The organism is Peribacillus muralis (assembly GCF_001439925.1).
GTDB lineage: Bacteria > Bacillota > Bacilli > Bacillales > DSM-1321 > Peribacillus > Peribacillus muralis.
The window spans coordinates 51,878-69,858 of the sequence record NZ_LMBV01000006.1 but is presented as its reverse complement, the minus strand read 5'-3'; the positions used below and the strand labels follow the sequence as shown (position 1 = coordinate 69,858).

Sequence of the window (17,981 nt, the reverse complement as noted above, 5' to 3'; positions counted from 1 at the left end):
TATTCATGTCTATCGCTTCCGATACAATAATGGAAAAAAGTGGCTACAAGCTACACGTGGTCCGTACGGATAAATATAAAACGAATACGCTCGTACTGAAGATGAAAGCCCCATTGACGAAAGAAGAAGTTACATATCGCGCATTGGTGCCGTATGTGTTACAGAGCAACACGAGTAAATACCCTACGACTCCTGCGCTTCGTTCTTACCTTGATGATTTATATGGGGCAGGTTTTTATGTCGATGTAGCTAAAAAAGGAGAATATCAAATCGTTAGTTTCACCATTGATATCGTCAATGAAAAATTCCTTAGTGATCCCACCCCGCTTCTCGAAAAGGCTTTTGATTTATTATCAGAGGTGATCTTTCATCCGAAAAAGAATGGCGAAGCCTTTGATCCTAAAACGGTTTCCAATGAAATTCGCTCCTTGAAACAGCGAATTCAGTCTATTTCCGATGATAAGATGCGCTATTCAGCTACACGGCTTGTCGAGGAAATGTGCAAAACTGAACCATATGCTCTCGAGGCGAGCGGAAATCTAGAAGACTTGAAAATGATAACCGCTGAATCCCTTTTCACTTATTACCAAAAAATGCTAGCTGAGGATGAAGTCGATTTATATGTGATCGGTGATATCGATGAAGCAGAGGTGGAAGCATTAGCTGACAAATATGTATCACTAAAGGCTCGAGTACCAGTTCATCTGCCGAAGGAAATCGGTAAGGAAGTGGAGAAAGAAAACGAAATCATTGAAAACTCCGACGTAAAACAAGGGAAATTGAATATCGGTTACCGTACCCATGTTGCCTATGGTGATCCGGATTATTATGCACTTCAGCTTTTCAATGGGATTTTTGGTGGTTTTTCACATTCAAAACTTTTCATTAACGTCAGGGAGAAAGCAAGTCTCGCTTATTATGCAGCTTCAAGGCTCGAAAGTCATAAAGGTCTATTGATGGTAATGGCGGGCATTGAAAATGCAAACTATAAACAAGCATTGGAAATCATTCATGCACAAATGAACGAAATGAAGCAAGGGAACTTTTCTGAAGAGGAACTGGCTCAAACAAAGGCTGTCGTAAAGAACCAGCTTCTTGAGACGATTGACGTGTCGAGAGGACTAGTGGAAATTTTATATCATAATGTCATATCCGGGCAAAATATTTCACTCGACGAGTGGTTTGCAAAAACAGAGCAGACGACGAAGGAAGAAATCGTAGCGGTTGGTCAAAAGATACAGCTTGATACGATTTATTTCCTAACAGAAGGGGAGGTGCAGGCGTAATGGAGAAAATAGCATTCACTCAATTGAAAGAGGAGCTTTTCCATGAAAAAATGGACAATGGGCTCGAAGTTTATATTCTTCCAAAAAAAGGGTTCAATAAGTCGTTTGCGACGTTTACGACGAACTACGGTTCAGTGGACAATCATTTCAAGCCCTTGAATGAAACGGATTTCTCTAAAGTGCCTGATGGAATTGCCCATTTCCTTGAACATAAGCTTTTTGAAAAAGAAGATGGCGATGTTTTTCAGCAATTCTCAAAGCAAGGGGCATCAGCAAATGCCTTCACTTCTTTTACACGTACCGCCTATCTGTTCTCAAGCACGACTGATTTCAACAAGAATCTGAAGACCCTAATCGACTTTGTCCAAGATCCTTACTTTTCAGAGAAGACGGTAGAGAAGGAAAAAGGGATCATTGGACAGGAAATCAATATGTATGATGATAACTCTGACTGGCGACTATATTTCGGGACGATAGCTAACATGTACCATCATCATCCAGTGAAAATCGATATTGCCGGAACTGTGGCATCGATTGCTGATATTACGAAAGATATGCTTTATGAATGCTACAACACGTTTTATCACCCGAGCAACATGCTTCTGTTTGTTGTAGGGCCTGTTGATGTTGAGAGTACAATGAAGTTAATCCGCGATAATCAAGCGAATAAAGGCTACAATGAACAGCCTGAGGTGGAGCGTAAATTCGCTGATGAACCAAACACCGTTGCCAAGAAAAAGGAAATCTTAAAGATGAATGTCCAGACTCCGAAGGTTATGCTTGGAATCAAGGCCATCAATGTTCAACAATCAGGTTTACAGCTTTTGAAAAGGGAATTGGCGACCAATATTTATTTGGAGATGCTGTTCGGGAAAAGTTCACCATTGCATGAGGAACTGTATGAGGAGGGGCTTATCGATCAAAGTTTCTCTTATGATTATACACAGGAGCAGGGCTTTGGGTTTGCTTTAATTGGCGGGGACAGTGCCAAGCCAGAAGAGTTAACGGAGTCAATATGTACGATTCTGCAAAAATCCAAAGCTGGAACCGGCTTGAATGAAGAAAGCCTGCATAGGACGATCAAGAAAAAAATAGGTTCTTTCCTTCGTTCCCTGAATTCACCGGAGTATATCGCAAATCAATTCACCCGATATACATTCAATGACATGAACTTGTTTGATGTAGTATCGGTTTTGGAAAAACTAACGATTGAAGATATCAGGAATGTCGCCATTGATTTAATTGCAGATGAACGGATGACGGTCTGCCAGGTACTTCCTAAATAATAGTAAAGGGGGCTGGAATGTGGGGAAACGTTTTGCCCTTATAACTGGTGCGAGTGGAGGAATCGGCAGGGAAATCGCCATTAAGCTTGCCGAGGAGAACTATTCACTTTATTTACATTATAACAGCAATGAAGAAGCAATTATGGAATTAATAGAAGTATTGAAGCCTCATCAGGTAGAACTCATTCCAATACAAGCGGATTTGTCGACACCTGACGGATACAAGATATTGGCTGAGAATATTTTTGCCCTTCATGCGATTGTCCTTAATAGCGGCAATAGCTATTATGGGCTCATATCCGATATGGATGACAAGGTTGTTAATGAGATGGTCCAATTGCATGTAACAAGTCCATTCCAATTATCGAAGGAACTGCTTCCGAAGTTGATGTACCAAGAACGGGCGGCCATTGTTGCCGTCACATCCATATGGGGCCAGACTGGCGCTTCTTGTGAAGTCTTATATTCCATGGTAAAGGGTGGGCAAAATGCTTTTATCAAAGCGCTGAGCAAGGAAGTATCCCTTAATGGCATCCGGGTGAATGCAGTGGCCCCCGGTGCGATATCCACATCCATGCTTGAATCTTTCAGTGCGGACGATTTGGAGATCATTAAAGGCGATATCCCGATGGGCAGGATGGGAAACGCGAAGGAAGTCGCCGAGGCTGTGTTTTATTTACTATCCGATAAAGCATCATATATCACCGGACAAATACTAGGCGTCAATGGTGGATGGTACACATGATTTTTTTATGCTATGTATAATTTCCTCTGTTCCTTCACAAAATATCTATGTACTATTTTGAAGGAAAGGGTGACTTTCATGTCTGTACTAGACAATTGGGATCAATGGAAAAACTTTTTAGGCGACAGATTAAATCAAGGTGAGCAACAAGGATTATCAGATGGTGCCGTCAACAACTTGGCTTTTGAAATCGGTGATTATCTAGCTAAGCAGGTTGAGCCCCAGAATGATCAAGAAAAAGTCCTTGCTGATCTTTGGTCAGTCGCTAGCGATCAAGAAAAACATGCCATGGCAAGCGTTATGGTCAAGTTAGTCGAGAACAACGGAACAAAGTAAAAACTAAAAGCTAAAGGCCCTGTTATTTATTAACAGGGCCTTTCTGCATGAGGATGACTGATAATTATCCTTGAATATAAAATTGAAGAATTTTATGGGGTTTTTCCTTTTAACTTCTCATGAAATGCTATAATATAGAAGCTAGACAATAATTAATGGGTACAGACCTTGAAATTTACGATGGATAAGTTTTGCTCGAATGGATAGGGTAAAAGCTTCTAGGCTTAAGGAGTGTTATCGTGGAGAAAAAAGAATGGTATTTTGAATATGAAATTCAAGTCAACCGTCCGGGTTTATTAGGGGATATTTCATCCTTGCTGGGAATGCTGTCCATCAACATCATAACAATAAACGGTGTGGATGAAGGCAGACGCGGTTTACTTTTAAAAGCGGAAGATAGCCGTAATATAGAAAGATTCGAATCAATCCTCCATACGATGGATACGATAAAGGTCATTAAGCTTAGGGAACCTAAATTACGTGACCGACTAGCTGTCAGGCATGGCCGTTATATCCAGCGCGATGCGGATGAGAAGAACACGTTCAGGTTCGTTCGTGATGAGCTAGGCTTGCTTGTCGATTTCCTGGCCGAGCTATTTAAACAGGAAGGCCATAAACTAATCGGGATACGAGGCATGCCGCGTGTTGGAAAAACCGAATCGATCGTAGCCTCTAGTGTATGTGCAAACAAAAGATGGTTGTTCGTGTCGTCAACCCTTTTAAAGCAGACTATTCGCAGTCAGCTTATCGAGGATGAATATAATAATGATAATTTGTTCATTTTAGATGGAATTGTTTCCACTCGCCGTGCAAATGAGCGGCATTGGCAATTGATTCGTGAAATCATGCGGCTTGATGCGGTTAAAGTCATTGAACATCCGGATGTATTTGTCCAAAATACGGAATATACTCTCGAAGACTTTGATTATATTATTGAGTTGCGAAACAATCCAGACGAAGAAATAACATATGAAGTTGTCGACCAAAAAGACCAGTTTTCGGGGTCCGATTTTGGTTCCTTTGACTTTTAAAATGGCAGGTGTTTTATTTGAGTGAGTTAGGTAAGCGATTAAAGGAAGCTAGGGAAGCCAAAGCCCTTAGCCTGGAAGATCTACAGGAGTTAACAAAGATTCAAAAGCGTTACCTTGTCGGGATCGAAGAAGGAAATTACAGCATGATGCCTGGGAAATTCTATGTGCGGGCATTCATCAAGCAATACTGTGAAGCGGTCGGCCTTGATTCGGAGGAGATTCTTGAACAATATAAGAGTGAGGTTCCTTCCGTCTACAGCGAGGAAATCCCTGAGCAACTTTCAAGGGTCCAATCCCGGAAAACGATACCGGCAGGAGATTCCAAAGTTGTGGAAATGTTACCGAAGATATTGGCTGTTGTTTTGGTCATCGGTGCTGCCATCTTAATATACGTGCTCGTATCGAGTTATATGAGTAAACCGGATAGTGCTGATAAAAAGGATGACAAACAGAATGAATCCGTGGGCTACGGCAAAAGTGAAGATTTTGATAAGGAAGAAAAGGATGCAAGCAAGAAACAGAGTGAAGAAACGCAACCAGCCTCTGATGAGAAGAATGAAGATGATGCTAAAAAAGATGAGCCAAAGAAAGAACAAAAACTCGCCGTTATTACATCTAGCGGTAAAAATAGCACGTATGAATTGAAAGATACGGACACCTTTAAATTAAAAGTGAAGTCCAAAGGCTCACCTTGGGTTGGCATTAAAAATGGCGAAGGTAAATTACTTTACCAGGGCACCATCGACAAGGACAAGAGTGAGGAAATTGATTTCTCCAATGAAAAAGAAGCCGTCATCAATATTGGCAGGGCATACGAAACTGAAATCTTTGTGAATGATGAGAAGCTCGAGTATTCCATTTCACCAACTGAAGTGAATACGCAATTGGTTACGATACAATTTACGAAAGCCGAATAGTCATCTTTATAGATGACTATTTTTTCTCTATACAATATCGTCAAGCCTTGTTTCGGCATATCCGGCATATAAGATCGGATTTTGAGATAAATTATACATAAATGCAACAGATGGCCCTTCGCCATCATTTTAGATTTACAATGCATGGGCCTGCCCCAAGGGGCTGGCGTAAATTTTGGAGGTAAAAGTTTTGAATCTGCCTAATAAGATTACAGTAGCAAGAATTTGCTTAATACCAGTTTTTTTAATCATCATGCTCGTACCTTTTTCATGGGGCACACTGACATGGGGGGAATACAGTCTGCCAGTTGCACACTTAGCTGGAGCGATTCTCTTCATAATCGCATCCACGACGGATTGGATCGACGGTCATTTTGCCAGGAAATACAATTTAATTACCGATTTAGGTAAATTTTTAGATCCATTGGCAGACAAGCTTCTGGTTTCAGCTGCCCTCATCGTTTTGGTTGACCTGGATTTAATGTATGGTCAGTCGTGGATCGCCATCGTGATCATAAGCCGTGAATTTGCCGTCACCGGCTTGCGATTGGTACTGGCCGGCACTGGGGAAGTCGTAGCAGCGAACCAGCTTGGAAAAATTAAAACATGGGCGCAAATTGTTTCCATTTCGGCATTATTGCTGCATAACCTTCCATTTGCGCTCATTTCACTTCCGTTTGCTAATATCACTTTATGGATTGCATTAATCTTTACAATTTGGTCAGGTTTGGATTATTTTATAAAAAACAAAGACGTATTTGTTAATTCAAAGTAAAACGAATGGTGGTTTTTTAAAAGATGGATGCAGAAATCATTGCAGTGGGCTCCGAGCTTCTTCTAGGACAAATAAATAACACAAATGGAAAATTCCTATCACAGCAATTCGCGGAAATGGGCATCAATGTTTTTTACCATACTGTGGTAGGGGATAACGACCGTCGTTTACAACAAGCTATAGAAATCGCAGAATCAAGGGCGAACTTGATCGTCTTTACCGGTGGACTCGGTCCTACCAAGGATGATTTAACGAAGGAAACGATCTCTCGCCATATAGGGAAAAAGCTCGTGTTTAACGATGAAGCTTTGCAATCCATCGAAGCTTACTTTCAAAAACGAGACCGGCCAATGACGGAAAATAACAAAAAGCAGGCGCTTGTTTTAGAAGGCAGCGAAGTGTTGGCAAACGATCATGGCATGGCACCGGGAATGGTTCTGTCCAAATCCGGAATTACATATATGCTTTTGCCAGGTCCCCCTAGCGAAATGGAACCGATGTTTTTAAGTTATGGCTATGAATCGATCATGAATAAATTGGATAAGCATGAACGAATCGATTCCAAAGTACTTCGATTCTTTGGTATTGGTGAAGCGGAATTGGAAACGGTGATCGATGATCTCCTTGTCAATCAAACGAATCCGACGATTGCTCCGCTTGCTGCCGAAGGCGAAGTGACGTTAAGGATCACTGCCAAGGACTCTTCCAAACAAAAATGCGAAGCGCTTATTTTAGCCGCCGAAAAAGAGATTATGGACCGGGTCGGAAAGTTTTACTATGGAAATGATAATACTTCGCTCATAAAGGAACTTGTAAAAGAATTAACGGTACGCAAGCTTTCGATTGCGGCTGCGGAAAGCTTGACAGGCGGGATGTTTCAGGAACAGCTGACGACCATCCCGGGTGCCGGTAAAGTGTTCAAAGGCGGCATTGTCAGTTATACGAATGAAGCGAAGTTGAATGTCCTCGGCGTCAGTGAAGGGATCATTTCCGAGCATGGTGTGGTCAGTGGTGAGTGCGCCAAGGAAATGGCATCCAATGTCCGGAAAATGCACGATGCGGACGTAGGTATAAGCTTTACGGGCGTTGCAGGGCCCGATGAACAAGAAGGCAAGCCTGTAGGCACTGTATTCATCGGTGTCTCGTATCGGGATGGAAACACTCATTTCAAAGCGTTGAATCTGTCAGGCAGCAGGGAACAGAACCGCATTAGAAGTGTGAAATACGGTTGTCATTACTTGCTGAAAGATTTGTAATGGGGAAAGCAGGGCTGCTTATAGCCCTGCTTTTATTTAATTGAGGAGTTTGTTTCCTGAAAAAAAGGGAAAAAGAAAAAAATAGTTGATTCCATGATTTTGCATTACTGCGGATTATACGGAAAGAAAATGAAAATTCTCATAAGGTAAAGCGCTTTTTTTAGAAGAATATCCGAAAAGAAAAAAACGAATGAATGTTCGACTTTTTCCTTGGCAAAATAGAAAAAAGGGTATATAGTAAAGATAGGTTTTGAGACAAGATACAAACATTGATCTCAAAGATATTTGCTAACGTAAGAGCATCATTAATCGGACAGCCGATTATTTGAATATAGAGGAGGAAATTGAGTGAGTGATCGTCAAGCGGCTTTAGATATGGCTTTAAAACAAATAGAAAAGCAATTTGGTAAAGGCTCCATTATGAAACTTGGAGAACAGTCAGATCGAAGGATTTCAACGATTTCAAGCGGTTCTTTAGCATTGGACGTAGCATTGGGAGTGGGCGGATATCCAAGGGGCCGGGTCATCGAGATATATGGACCTGAAAGCTCCGGTAAAACGACTGTTGCATTACATGCCATTGCAGAAGTTCAAAAAACTGGTGGTACAGCAGCATTCATTGATGCTGAGCATGCTTTGGATCCAGCCTATTCAGAAAAACTAGGTGTAAATATCGATGAGTTACTGCTTTCACAGCCAGATACAGGTGAACAAGCCTTGGAAATCGCTGAAGCGCTAGTTCGCAGTGGAGCGGTGGACATCATTGTCATTGATTCGGTGGCAGCTCTTGTTCCTAAAGCCGAAATCGAAGGAGAAATGGGAGACTCCCATATGGGCCTACAAGCCCGGATGATGTCCCAGGCACTTAGGAAACTATCTGGTGCCATCAATAAATCAAACACCATCGCCATTTTCATTAACCAAGTCCGTGAAAAAATTGGGGTTATGTTCGGTAATCCAGAGACTACTCCAGGAGGCCGGGCGTTGAAATTCTATTCAACGGTTCGTCTGGAAGTGCGTCGCGCGGAACAATTAAAACAAGGTAATGAAATCGTCGGTAATAAAACCAAAATCAAAGTTGTAAAAAATAAAGTCGCACCTCCATTCCGCCAAGCTGAGGTTGATATCATGTATGGACAAGGTATTTCCCAAGAAGGCGAAATCATTGATATGGGTGCAGAACTTGATATCGTCCTTAAAAGCGGTTCGTGGTATTCATACAATGAAGAGCGTGTCGGACAAGGTCGGGAAAACGCCAAGATGTTCTTGAAAGAAAATAAGGATATCGCATTGGAGATTTCTCAAAAAATCAGGAATCATTATAATCTTGATGGAGAGCATGAGCTACCAGCAGAGGAAACAGAAGAAGATCATTTTGAATTACTTGATTAATCGTAGGAAAAGGCCTAAGCTTATTTGCTTAGGCCTTTTCTATAAATGCGATGAAATGAAAAGTGCAAAATTTTCAGCGAATTTAATGGCTGGAAAAACAGAATTGCCGTCCCCTTCCATAAAGAATGTTGCTATTTCCGCTGGTGAATATTTAAGAAAACTTGAATAAACATTGATACATAAGGGACAAACGCTTGACAATAAAAATTCTCAACTATACAATTAATATGTATATTTTACAATTTTTCAAACTAAAATTTTGAAAATTAAGTGCTGTATATTGAATTTATGTGCAATGTACTTGCCGACAGTTCAACATTTTAAGTAAAAAGTTCATAGCAAGGGGAGGTGAAACGATGGAACCCATGACAATCATCTTCACTTTGCTTGGCCTAATCGTCGGTGCAGTTGTTGGTTATTTTATTCACAAATCAAAATTTGAGAGTAAAATAGCAGGGGCAAAGGGCTCTGCAGAACACATCCTTGAGGATGCAAAACGTGAAGCGGAAGCACTTAAGAAAGAAGCCTTGTTGGAAGCAAAAGATGAAATTCATAAAGTTCGTTCAGATTCTGACCGGGAATCCCGTGAAAGAAGGAATGAATTACAAAAACAAGAAAATCGGTTATTGCAAAGAGAAGAGAATCTGGACCGTAAGGATGATACGTTAGACAAACGTGAAATTCTTTTGGAGAGAAAAGAAGATTCTCTAAACCAAAGACAACAGCATATTGAAGAGATGGAAAGCAAAGTGGAAGATACGGTTCGCAAGCAGCAAACGGAGCTTGAACGTGTTTCAGGTTTAACTCGTGAAGAAGCTAAAGCAATCATTATCGACCGAATGGAAAACGAACTGGCTCACGATGTAGCGCTTATGATTAAAGAAAGTGATACCCGTGCCAAAGAAGAAGCTGATAAAAAAGCAAAGGAAGTTCTTTCTCTTGCGATTCAGCGTTGTGCGGCTGATCATGTTGCAGAAACCACCGTTTCTGTAGTGAATCTTCCAAATGATGAAATGAAAGGACGGATAATCGGACGTGAAGGACGAAATATCCGGACGTTAGAAACGCTAACAGGTATTGACCTAATTATTGATGATACTCCTGAAGCTGTCATTTTATCTGGATTTGATCCAATTAGACGGGAAACGGCACGCTTGGCTCTTGAAAAGCTTGTTCAGGACGGACGGATCCATCCGGCCCGAATTGAAGAAATGGTTGACAAAGCAAGGCGTGAGGTAGATGAACATATTCGTGAAATTGGTGAACAAACAACTTTTGAAGTTGGCGTTCACGGTCTACATCCAGACCTCATCAAAATACTAGGGCGTTTGAAGTTCCGTACAAGTTATGGACAAAATGTGCTTAAGCATTCAATTGAAGTGGCCCAGCTTTCAGGTTTATTGGCCGCTGAGCTTGGAGAGGATGAAGTCCTTGCCCGCCGTGCCGGTTTATTGCATGATATCGGGAAAGCGATTGATCATGAAGTGGAAGGCAGCCACGTTGAAATTGGCGTGGAATTAGCAACCAAGTATAAAGAGCATCCTACTGTCATTAACAGCATCGCTTCACATCATGGCGATACGGAGCCAACCTCCATTATTTCAGTGCTTGTTGCAGCCGCTGATGCATTATCAGCTGCAAGGCCTGGCGCCAGAAGTGAAACACTTGAAAATTACATTAGAAGACTTGAAAAGCTTGAGGAGATTTCCGAATCCTATGATGGAGTGGAAAAATCATTTGCCATTCAAGCCGGACGTGAAGTGCGGATTCTAGTGAAACCAGAGCAAATAGATGACCTTTCGGCACATCGACTCGCACGTGATATCCGGAAAAGGATTGAAGAAGAGCTCGATTACCCAGGTCATATAAAAGTCACGGTCATTCGTGAAACAAGAGCGGTCGAATACGCTAAATAAACGTGTTAAAGAAAAAGCGAAGAGGTGCAAACCACTTCGCTTTTTCTTGTTTCTACCAGTATACCGGGTTCCGAAAATTACCCCGATGTTATGTTACAATACATACTTGAATAATTCTTATCATGAGAAATGTGAGTCTAGAAAGGATTTTACAATGAAACTGCTATTTATTGGAGATGTCGTAGGATCTCTAGGTCGTGAAATGGTCCAAGAATACCTTCCGAAACTAAAGGAAAAGCATCGTCCGCATATTACGGTCATCAATGGGGAGAATGCGGCAAGCGGACGTGGGATTACGGAAAAGATTTACCGGAATTTCTTAGAGTGGGGAGCACAGGCGGTGACAATGGGAAACCATACATGGGATAATCGGGATATTTTCAATTTCATTGATGATGCGAAATATCTTGTCCGCCCAGCAAATTTTCCAGACGGTGCACCGGGAGACGGTATGAAATTTTTGAAATTTAACCAACGGGAAATTGCGGTCATCAATTTGCAAGCCAGAACATTCATGCCGGATTTGGATTGTCCATTTAAAAAAGCGGAGGAACTCGTGACGTTGGCTCAAAAAAGGACACCCATCATCTTTGTCGATTTTCATGGTGAAGCCACAAGTGAAAAGCAAGCTATGGGGTGGTTCCTGGATGGAAAGGTTACAGCCGTTGTCGGGACGCATACACACGTTCAGACAGCCGATAACCGCATATTGCCTGAAGGCACTGCTTACATATCGGATGTGGGCATGACGGGCCCGTATGATGGTGTTCTGGGCATGGAAAGAAGGGCGGTCATCCAGCGGTTCCTGACAAGCCTTCCTGCTCGTTTCGAAGTGCCTAAGGAAGGAAGGACCCTATTAAGCGCGATCCTCCTGGAAATCGATGAGCAAACCGGTAATGCAAAAAAAATAGATAGAATCCTCATTAATGAGGATCATCCCTTTTATCATTGATTGATTAAATGAAATGGATGGACAGTCAAATGCTGTCCATCCATTTTTCATTCAATATAAATCTTGTTGGACAATCCGGGTTTTCTTTGTCATACAAGTTTTACTTGATGAATATAGTAGCAGTGGAAAGTGTTATAACCATTGAGCCTATGATCATAATCGGCAGGGAAGACAAGGAGGACTAGGAATGGAAATATTAAAGGTTTCAGCAAAATCTAATCCTAATTCTGTAGCAGGCGCACTAGCGGGAGTGCTCAGGGAAAGAGGAGCAGCCGAAATTCAAGCTATCGGAGCAGGTGCGTTAAATCAAGCCGTCAAGGCAGTAGCAATCGCAAGAGGATTCGTCGCACCTAGTGGAGTTGACTTGATTTGTATTCCTGCCTTTACAGATATACTTATTGATGGCGAAGAGAGAACGGCTATAAAGCTAATCATCGAACCAAGGTAACTTCATGAATGAGCGTCCTGTTTGTCCATTGGCGAGCAGGCTCTTTTTTGTCCGAAAATGACGGAATGCAAGGTTCGCTTTATAATGGAATATGTAAGCCATAAATGAATGGGAGCAGGAAGGGGGATCACGTTGGCGATTTTTGATGCACATTGTGATGTGCTAATGAAGATGTTCATCGATCCGGATATATCTTTTTTAGATAGTGAAAAATTACATATTACCAAGCGGGGATTATTGGATGAAGGAGGAAAAGTCCAATGTTTTGCCATTTACATTCCTGAAAAAGTCCATCCGGATATGAGATTTCAGGCAGCATTGGCGATGGTTGATATTTTTCATGAAAAGATTTTGTCTGAGCCAGAAATGAAATTTATTAAGACCAAGGCTGACATGGAATCTTTAAAAGAAACGGAGATCGGTGCAATTCTGACTCTTGAGGGGTGTGATTGCATCGGGAATGACTTACTGAAGCTGAAAACGCTCCTTCATCTTGGCGTTTCATCAGTAGGGCTAACATGGAATCACGCGAACTTGCTTGCTGATGGGGCATTGGAAACGAGAGGGGCAGGACTGACGGATTTTGGAGCAGAGGTGGTGACGCTGTTAAACGAGAAGGCAGTTTGGTGCGATGTATCTCATTTATCGGAAGCTGGATTTTGGGACACCATAAAGAGGGCGGACTTTCCCATTGCCTCCCATTCGAATGCCTATTCGCTTTGTTCCAATCCGAGAAATTTAAAAGACAGCCAAATAAAAGCCCTTTTGCAAAAAAATGGAGTGATTGGGGTAACCTTTGTCCCGCAATTTTTATCTAATGGTTACTCTGCATCGATAAAGGATATTTTAATGCATATAGATCATATATGCAGTTTAGGCGGGGAGCGCCAAATTGGTTTGGGATCGGACTTTGATGGAATCGATCATATGGTTGAAAATTTAACTGCATATAAAGATTATCATGTTTTAGTCAATGAGTTGAACAGGCTTTATTCCAGTGAGTTTGTCAACGGGCTCCTTTTTGGGAATTTTGCCCGTCATTTTCCTGTAAAAAAGGATAGCTTTTAGAAATTTTTAATTCATACTATATTGATATGAATAAATATTCTGAAAATATAAAAAATAGAATCAAAAAGGTTGCAATTTAATGGTTTAACCGATAGAATTGAAAGCGTTTAGTACACCTTTTCTAAATTAGAACGATTAATTATACATAATCGGATGTTCTGACGAGGGGTGCATTTAAATGCATTTATATACGAACGTTCTAAAGGAGTGTAAGACATGATCAATCAACTTTCATGGAAAGTTGGCGGACAACAAGGAGAAGGTATTGAAAGTACAGGAGAAATTTTCTGTATTGCCCTCAATCGCTTAGGATATTACTTGTATGGCTACCGTCATTTCTCATCTCGAATCAAAGGTGGACACACGAATAACAAAATTCGTGTCAGTACTACGGAAACTCGTGCTATCTCTGATGATTTAGACATCTTAGTTGCTTTTGACCAAGAAACGATTGACGTCAATTATAAAGAATTACATGAGGGTGGCATCATAATCGCGGATGCAAAATTCAAACCTGTCTGCCCAGAAGATACAAAGGCAGAATTATATATTGTTCCATTCACTGAAATTGCAGCAGAACTAGGAACTTCACTAATGAAAAACATGGTCGCCATCGGTGCGACATGTGCCGTTCTAGGAATGGAAATTTCCGTATTCAATGATGTTGTTGATGAAATCTTCGGCCGTAAAGGTGAAGAAATCGTTAAGAAGAATATGGATGCCATTACTGCTGGCTACAAGGCAATGGAAGTCTTGCTTGGAGAAAAACTGGGTGCAATGGAGCTAGAGAAGGCAGATGGCCAAAAACGATTGTTCATGATCGGTAACGATGCCATCGCTTTGGGCGCAGTTGCTGGCGGTTGCCGCTTCATGGCAGCCTACCCAATTACCCCAGCTTCGGAAATTATGGAATACCTCATTAAAAAACTTCCGCAATTGGGCGGGACGGTCATTCAGACCGAAGATGAAATCGCGGCAGCTACAATGGCGATAGGAGCAAACTATGGTGGTGTTCGTGCAATCACGGCTTCAGCTGGCCCTGGCCTTTCATTGAAAATGGAAGCAATCGGTTTGGCTGGTATTACCGAAACACCGATTGTGATTGTCGATACGCAACGGGGTGGTCCATCTACGGGGCTTCCTACGAAGCAGGAGCAATCCGATTTAATGGCCATGATTTATGGCACACACGGTGAAATTCCTAAAATCGTCATGGCTCCAAGTACAGTTGAGGAAGCTTTTTATGATACGGCAGAAGCGTTCAACCTCGCCGAGGAATATCAGTGTCCAGTCATCGTATTATCGGACTTACAGCTTTCTTTAGGTAAACAGACGGTTCAGCCGCTTGATTACAGCAAAGTGGAGATAAGACGCGGTAAATTGGTGGACTTTGACATTGAAGAGCCTGAAAACAAGTCATACTTCAAGCGTTATGAAGTTACGGAAGATGGGGTTTCACCTCGGGTCGTACCTGGTATGAAAAATGGGATCCACCATGTTACAGGTGTTGAGCATGATGAAACCGGCAGACCTTCCGAGACGGCATTGAATCGTAAAGTGCAAATGGATAAGCGGATGCGGAAACTGAATAATTTAACGAACACATTCAAAACACCCGTATACAAAAACACACCCCATGAAGAAGCCGATTTGTTAATTCTTGGTTTTAACTCCACACGCGGGACGATTGATGAAGCGATAGGCCGATTAGAAAGTGATGGCATGAAAGTGAATCATGCGCAAATCCGCTTGATTCATCCATTCCCTGCCGATGAAGTACTATCTTTAGTGCAAGCGGCTAAAAAGGTAGTGGTCATCGAAAATAATGCGACTGGACAATTGGCTAATATCATTAAGATGAATGTCGGACATGTCAATAAAATTAAAAGCATCCTAAAGTATGATGGCAATCCATTCCTCCCGCATGAAATTCACACACAATGCAAGGAGATGTTCGAATATGGCAACGTTTAAAGAGTTTCGTAATGATGTAAAACCTAACTGGTGTCCTGGATGCGGTGATTTCTCCGTACAGGCTGCCATGCAGCGTGCGGCGGCTAACGTAGGATTGGAGCCAGAGAATTTGGCTGTCGTTTCCGGTATTGGCTGTTCAGGCCGTATATCAGGTTACATCAAGTCATATGGTTTCCATGGTATCCATGGCCGCTCACTGCCAATTGCTCAAGGCGTGAAAATGGCCAACCGTGAATTGACCGTTATCGCTTCTGGTGGCGACGGAGATGGATTTGCAATCGGGATGGGACATACCATCCATGCGATTCGCCGTAATATCGACATTACGTATATCGTCATGGATAATCAAATTTATGGTTTGACAAAAGGCCAGACTTCCCCTCGTTCGGCTGCTGGATTTAAAACGAAGTCGACACCGGAAGGATCGATCGAGCAAGCTGTTTCACCTATGGAATTAGCCTTATCAGCTGGTGCTACCTTTGTCGCCCAGAGCTTTTCCACTGACCTGAAGGACTTGACGGCGATCATTGAAGCGGGTATCAATCATAAAGGTTTCTCCTTTATCAATGTCTTCTCTCCTTGCGTAACATATAACAAGATCAATACGTATGATTGGTTTAAACAAAACTTAACAAAATTAAACACGATTGAAGGCTATGATTCTTCAAATAAAGAACAGGCGATGCAGACGTTGATGAAACATGACAGCCTAGTGACAGGTATTATTTATCAAGACTCTTCACGTCCTTCGTACCAAGAATTGGTGCCGGGCTATGCCGAAAAAGCCCTGAACAAATCAGACTTAACGTTAGATCAAGCTCATTTTGATAAGCTTGTTGCAGAATTTATGTAAAAACAAAAAGGTTCACCCCTTAAATTGGGGTGAACCTTTTTTGTACATAATTGAAAAGCACTTACAAAGAGTTATTTCCTAACCTCTTTGTTTTAGCTTACCAACCGTTGTTGCATCCGCCATTGTTGCGGTTACATCCGCAGCCGAATGAGAAGAAATTGCAACGGTTTCTTCTACAACAACTGTTGTTGTTATTGTTGTTGTTGTGATAGTGATAATGGTGTTGGTCGCGGTCCCGATTACGGTCGCGGTCGCAGTCCCGGTCGCGGTCCCGGTCGCGGTCCCGATCGCGGTCGCAGTCCCGATCGCGATCGTTGTCGCGTTTTTGACAACGCTTCACAGCACGACAAAAATCGTCTGCGATCCTATCGTTATCGTTGTTATTATTATTACGGTAATTATAATTATTGTTACATGACATATAAGTCACTCCTAGGTTTGTTTTTTTGTGGTACAAGATATCTTATTCAAGAGGAGACAGGATGCTATAAAAACATGTCCGATTTATCAAAAATGTACGATTACCCCTAATCATCTGTAAATAATGTGAACTGGCTGTTGCGAAAGCATTTATGGCATTTTTTCAAATAGGTTTTCATATCTTTTCATATTAAGGTGCATAAAAAGAACAGCCCTATTTCAGGGGGAATGTATATGTCGAGAGGAAAAATGAAAGCCATTGTCAAACATCACCGAGGCTATGGAGCGCAAATGCAAGTTGTGGATATTCCGGATATCGGTGTAGACGAGGTTCTAATCCGCGTAAATATGGCTTCGATCTGCGGAACGGATATCCATATATATACTTGGGATAAGTGGTCACAGGGAAGAGTGAATCCACCATATGTGTTTGGACATGAATTTTCCGGAGAAGTAGTGGAAATAGGAGCAAATGTGGTCAATGTTTCAGTTGGTGAGCTTGTATCCGCAGAAACACATATCGTTTGCGGTAGATGCCGGCAATGTTTAACCGGACAGTTTCATGTTTGTAAAAACACAATCATAATCGGTCTCGATACACAGGGGTGCTTTGCGGAGTATATCGCCCTGCCCGCCAAGAACCTATGGAAAAATTCAAGTGATATGCCCCACGATGTGGCTACCATCCAAGAGCCGATGGGGAATGCGGTCCATACCGTGCTTGCAGGGGAAGTGCTTGGGAAAACGGTGGCCATCATTGGCTGTGGACCGATTGGGCTTATGGCAGTGGCTGTGGCAAAGGCCGCAGGTGCAGACAAAGTGTTGGCTCTTGATATTAATGATTACCGCCTTCAGCTGGCCAAAAAGATGGGTGCCACACACCTCATTCACTCGATTGACCAGGATCCATTGGAAATAACGAAAGGTCTCACAAATGCGGATGGGGTGGATGTAGTTTGCGAAATGAGCGGTAATCCTGCCGCTATCCAACAAGGATTTAAGATGGCGGCGAACGGAGGAAGGATATCAATATTAAGTTTGCCCTCTCAACCCGTCATGCTTAATATAACGGAGGATATAGTATTCAAGGGCCTTACCATCCAAGGAATTACCGGGAGGAAAATGTTTTCAACCTGGCAGCAGGTGTCAAGTTTACTTGGAAGCGGGAAGGTGGATGTAAAACCGATGATTACGCATCGTTTTTCGCTAAGCGAATTTGAAAAAGGATTTGATTTGATGATCAAAGGCCAATGTGGCAAAGTGCTCCTGATTCCTTGAAAAGAGAGAACGTTCACGTGTAAACGGGTGACACTCGCGAGGAAGCCA

At 42.1% G+C, this 17,981-nt stretch carries 16 protein-coding genes; all 16 read left to right on the top strand.

The features are described from left to right. The first annotated feature begins 5 nt into the window (after positions 1-5). The 16 genes from yfmF to tdh all read left to right on the top strand — a co-directional run bounded on the left by yfmF (position 6) and on the right by tdh (position 17,933). The gene (yfmF, locus tag ASU00_RS10160; protein WP_057913353.1) at positions 6-1,286 is read left to right on the top strand and encodes an EF-P 5-aminopentanol modification-associated protein YfmF; all 1,281 of its coding nucleotides are present in this window, start codon (positions 6-8) and stop codon (positions 1,284-1,286) included. Beyond that, entirely contained in the window at positions 1,286-2,572 is a 1,287-nt protein-coding gene (gene yfmH, locus ASU00_RS10155; protein WP_057913352.1) for an EF-P 5-aminopentanol modification-associated protein YfmH, read from the top strand. The genes yfmF and yfmH overlap by 1 nt, the downstream gene beginning before the upstream one ends. Before the next feature lie 19 nt (positions 2,573-2,591). Then, entirely contained in the window at positions 2,592-3,317 is a 726-nt protein-coding gene (gene ymfI, locus ASU00_RS10150) for an elongation factor P 5-aminopentanone reductase (protein ID WP_057913351.1), read from the top strand. Positions 3,318-3,395: 78 nt separating this feature from the next. Further along, positions 3,396-3,653, top strand: coding sequence for a DUF3243 domain-containing protein (locus ASU00_RS10145; protein WP_057913350.1), 258 nt, complete (start codon positions 3,396-3,398; stop codon positions 3,651-3,653). A 239-nt stretch (positions 3,654-3,892) separates the two neighbouring features. Then, complete coding sequence (locus ASU00_RS10140) at positions 3,893-4,684, top strand: DUF3388 domain-containing protein (RefSeq protein ID WP_057913349.1); 792 nt, start codon at positions 3,893-3,895, stop codon at positions 4,682-4,684. Positions 4,685-4,692: 8 nt separating this feature from the next. Beyond that, a complete protein-coding gene (locus ASU00_RS10135) occupies positions 4,693-5,601 on the top strand; it encodes a helix-turn-helix domain-containing protein (RefSeq protein WP_236712698.1) in 909 nt (302 codons plus the stop codon). Positions 5,602-5,791: 190 nt separating this feature from the next. After that, on the top strand, positions 5,792-6,376 hold the full coding sequence (pgsA, locus tag ASU00_RS10130; RefSeq protein ID WP_057913347.1) for a CDP-diacylglycerol--glycerol-3-phosphate 3-phosphatidyltransferase: 585 nt from the start codon (positions 5,792-5,794) through the stop codon (positions 6,374-6,376). 23 nt (positions 6,377-6,399) lie between these two features. After that, positions 6,400-7,632, top strand: coding sequence for a competence/damage-inducible protein A (locus tag ASU00_RS10125; protein ID WP_057913346.1), 1,233 nt, complete (start codon positions 6,400-6,402; stop codon positions 7,630-7,632). 348 nt (positions 7,633-7,980) lie between these two features. Next, complete coding sequence (recA, locus tag ASU00_RS10120; RefSeq protein WP_057913345.1) at positions 7,981-9,024, top strand: recombinase RecA; 1,044 nt, start codon at positions 7,981-7,983, stop codon at positions 9,022-9,024. 356 nt (positions 9,025-9,380) lie between these two features. Further along, positions 9,381-10,940, top strand: coding sequence for a ribonuclease Y (rny, locus tag ASU00_RS10110; protein ID WP_057913343.1), 1,560 nt, complete (start codon positions 9,381-9,383; stop codon positions 10,938-10,940). A 154-nt stretch (positions 10,941-11,094) separates the two neighbouring features. Then, the gene (locus ASU00_RS10105; protein ID WP_057913342.1) at positions 11,095-11,892 is read left to right on the top strand and encodes a TIGR00282 family metallophosphoesterase; all 798 of its coding nucleotides are present in this window, start codon (positions 11,095-11,097) and stop codon (positions 11,890-11,892) included. A gap of 187 nt (positions 11,893-12,079) precedes the next feature. Continuing rightward, on the top strand, positions 12,080-12,340 hold the full coding sequence (gene spoVS / locus ASU00_RS10100) for a stage V sporulation protein SpoVS (protein ID WP_029281188.1): 261 nt from the start codon (positions 12,080-12,082) through the stop codon (positions 12,338-12,340). A gap of 108 nt (positions 12,341-12,448) precedes the next feature. Then, complete coding sequence (locus ASU00_RS10095; RefSeq protein ID WP_057913341.1) at positions 12,449-13,408, top strand: dipeptidase; 960 nt, start codon at positions 12,449-12,451, stop codon at positions 13,406-13,408. 216 nt (positions 13,409-13,624) lie between these two features. Beyond that, complete coding sequence (locus ASU00_RS10090) at positions 13,625-15,382, top strand: 2-oxoacid:acceptor oxidoreductase subunit alpha (RefSeq protein WP_057913340.1); 1,758 nt, start codon at positions 13,625-13,627, stop codon at positions 15,380-15,382. Beyond that, positions 15,369-16,235, top strand: a complete 867-nt coding sequence (locus ASU00_RS10085; protein WP_057913339.1) for a 2-oxoacid:ferredoxin oxidoreductase subunit beta — start codon at positions 15,369-15,371, stop codon at positions 16,233-16,235. Before ASU00_RS10090 ends, ASU00_RS10085 begins: the two co-directional genes overlap by 14 nt. A gap of 654 nt (positions 16,236-16,889) precedes the next feature. Further along, complete coding sequence (gene tdh, locus ASU00_RS10075; RefSeq protein ID WP_057913337.1) at positions 16,890-17,933, top strand: L-threonine 3-dehydrogenase; 1,044 nt, start codon at positions 16,890-16,892, stop codon at positions 17,931-17,933. Positions 17,934-17,981: the final 48 nt, after the last annotated feature.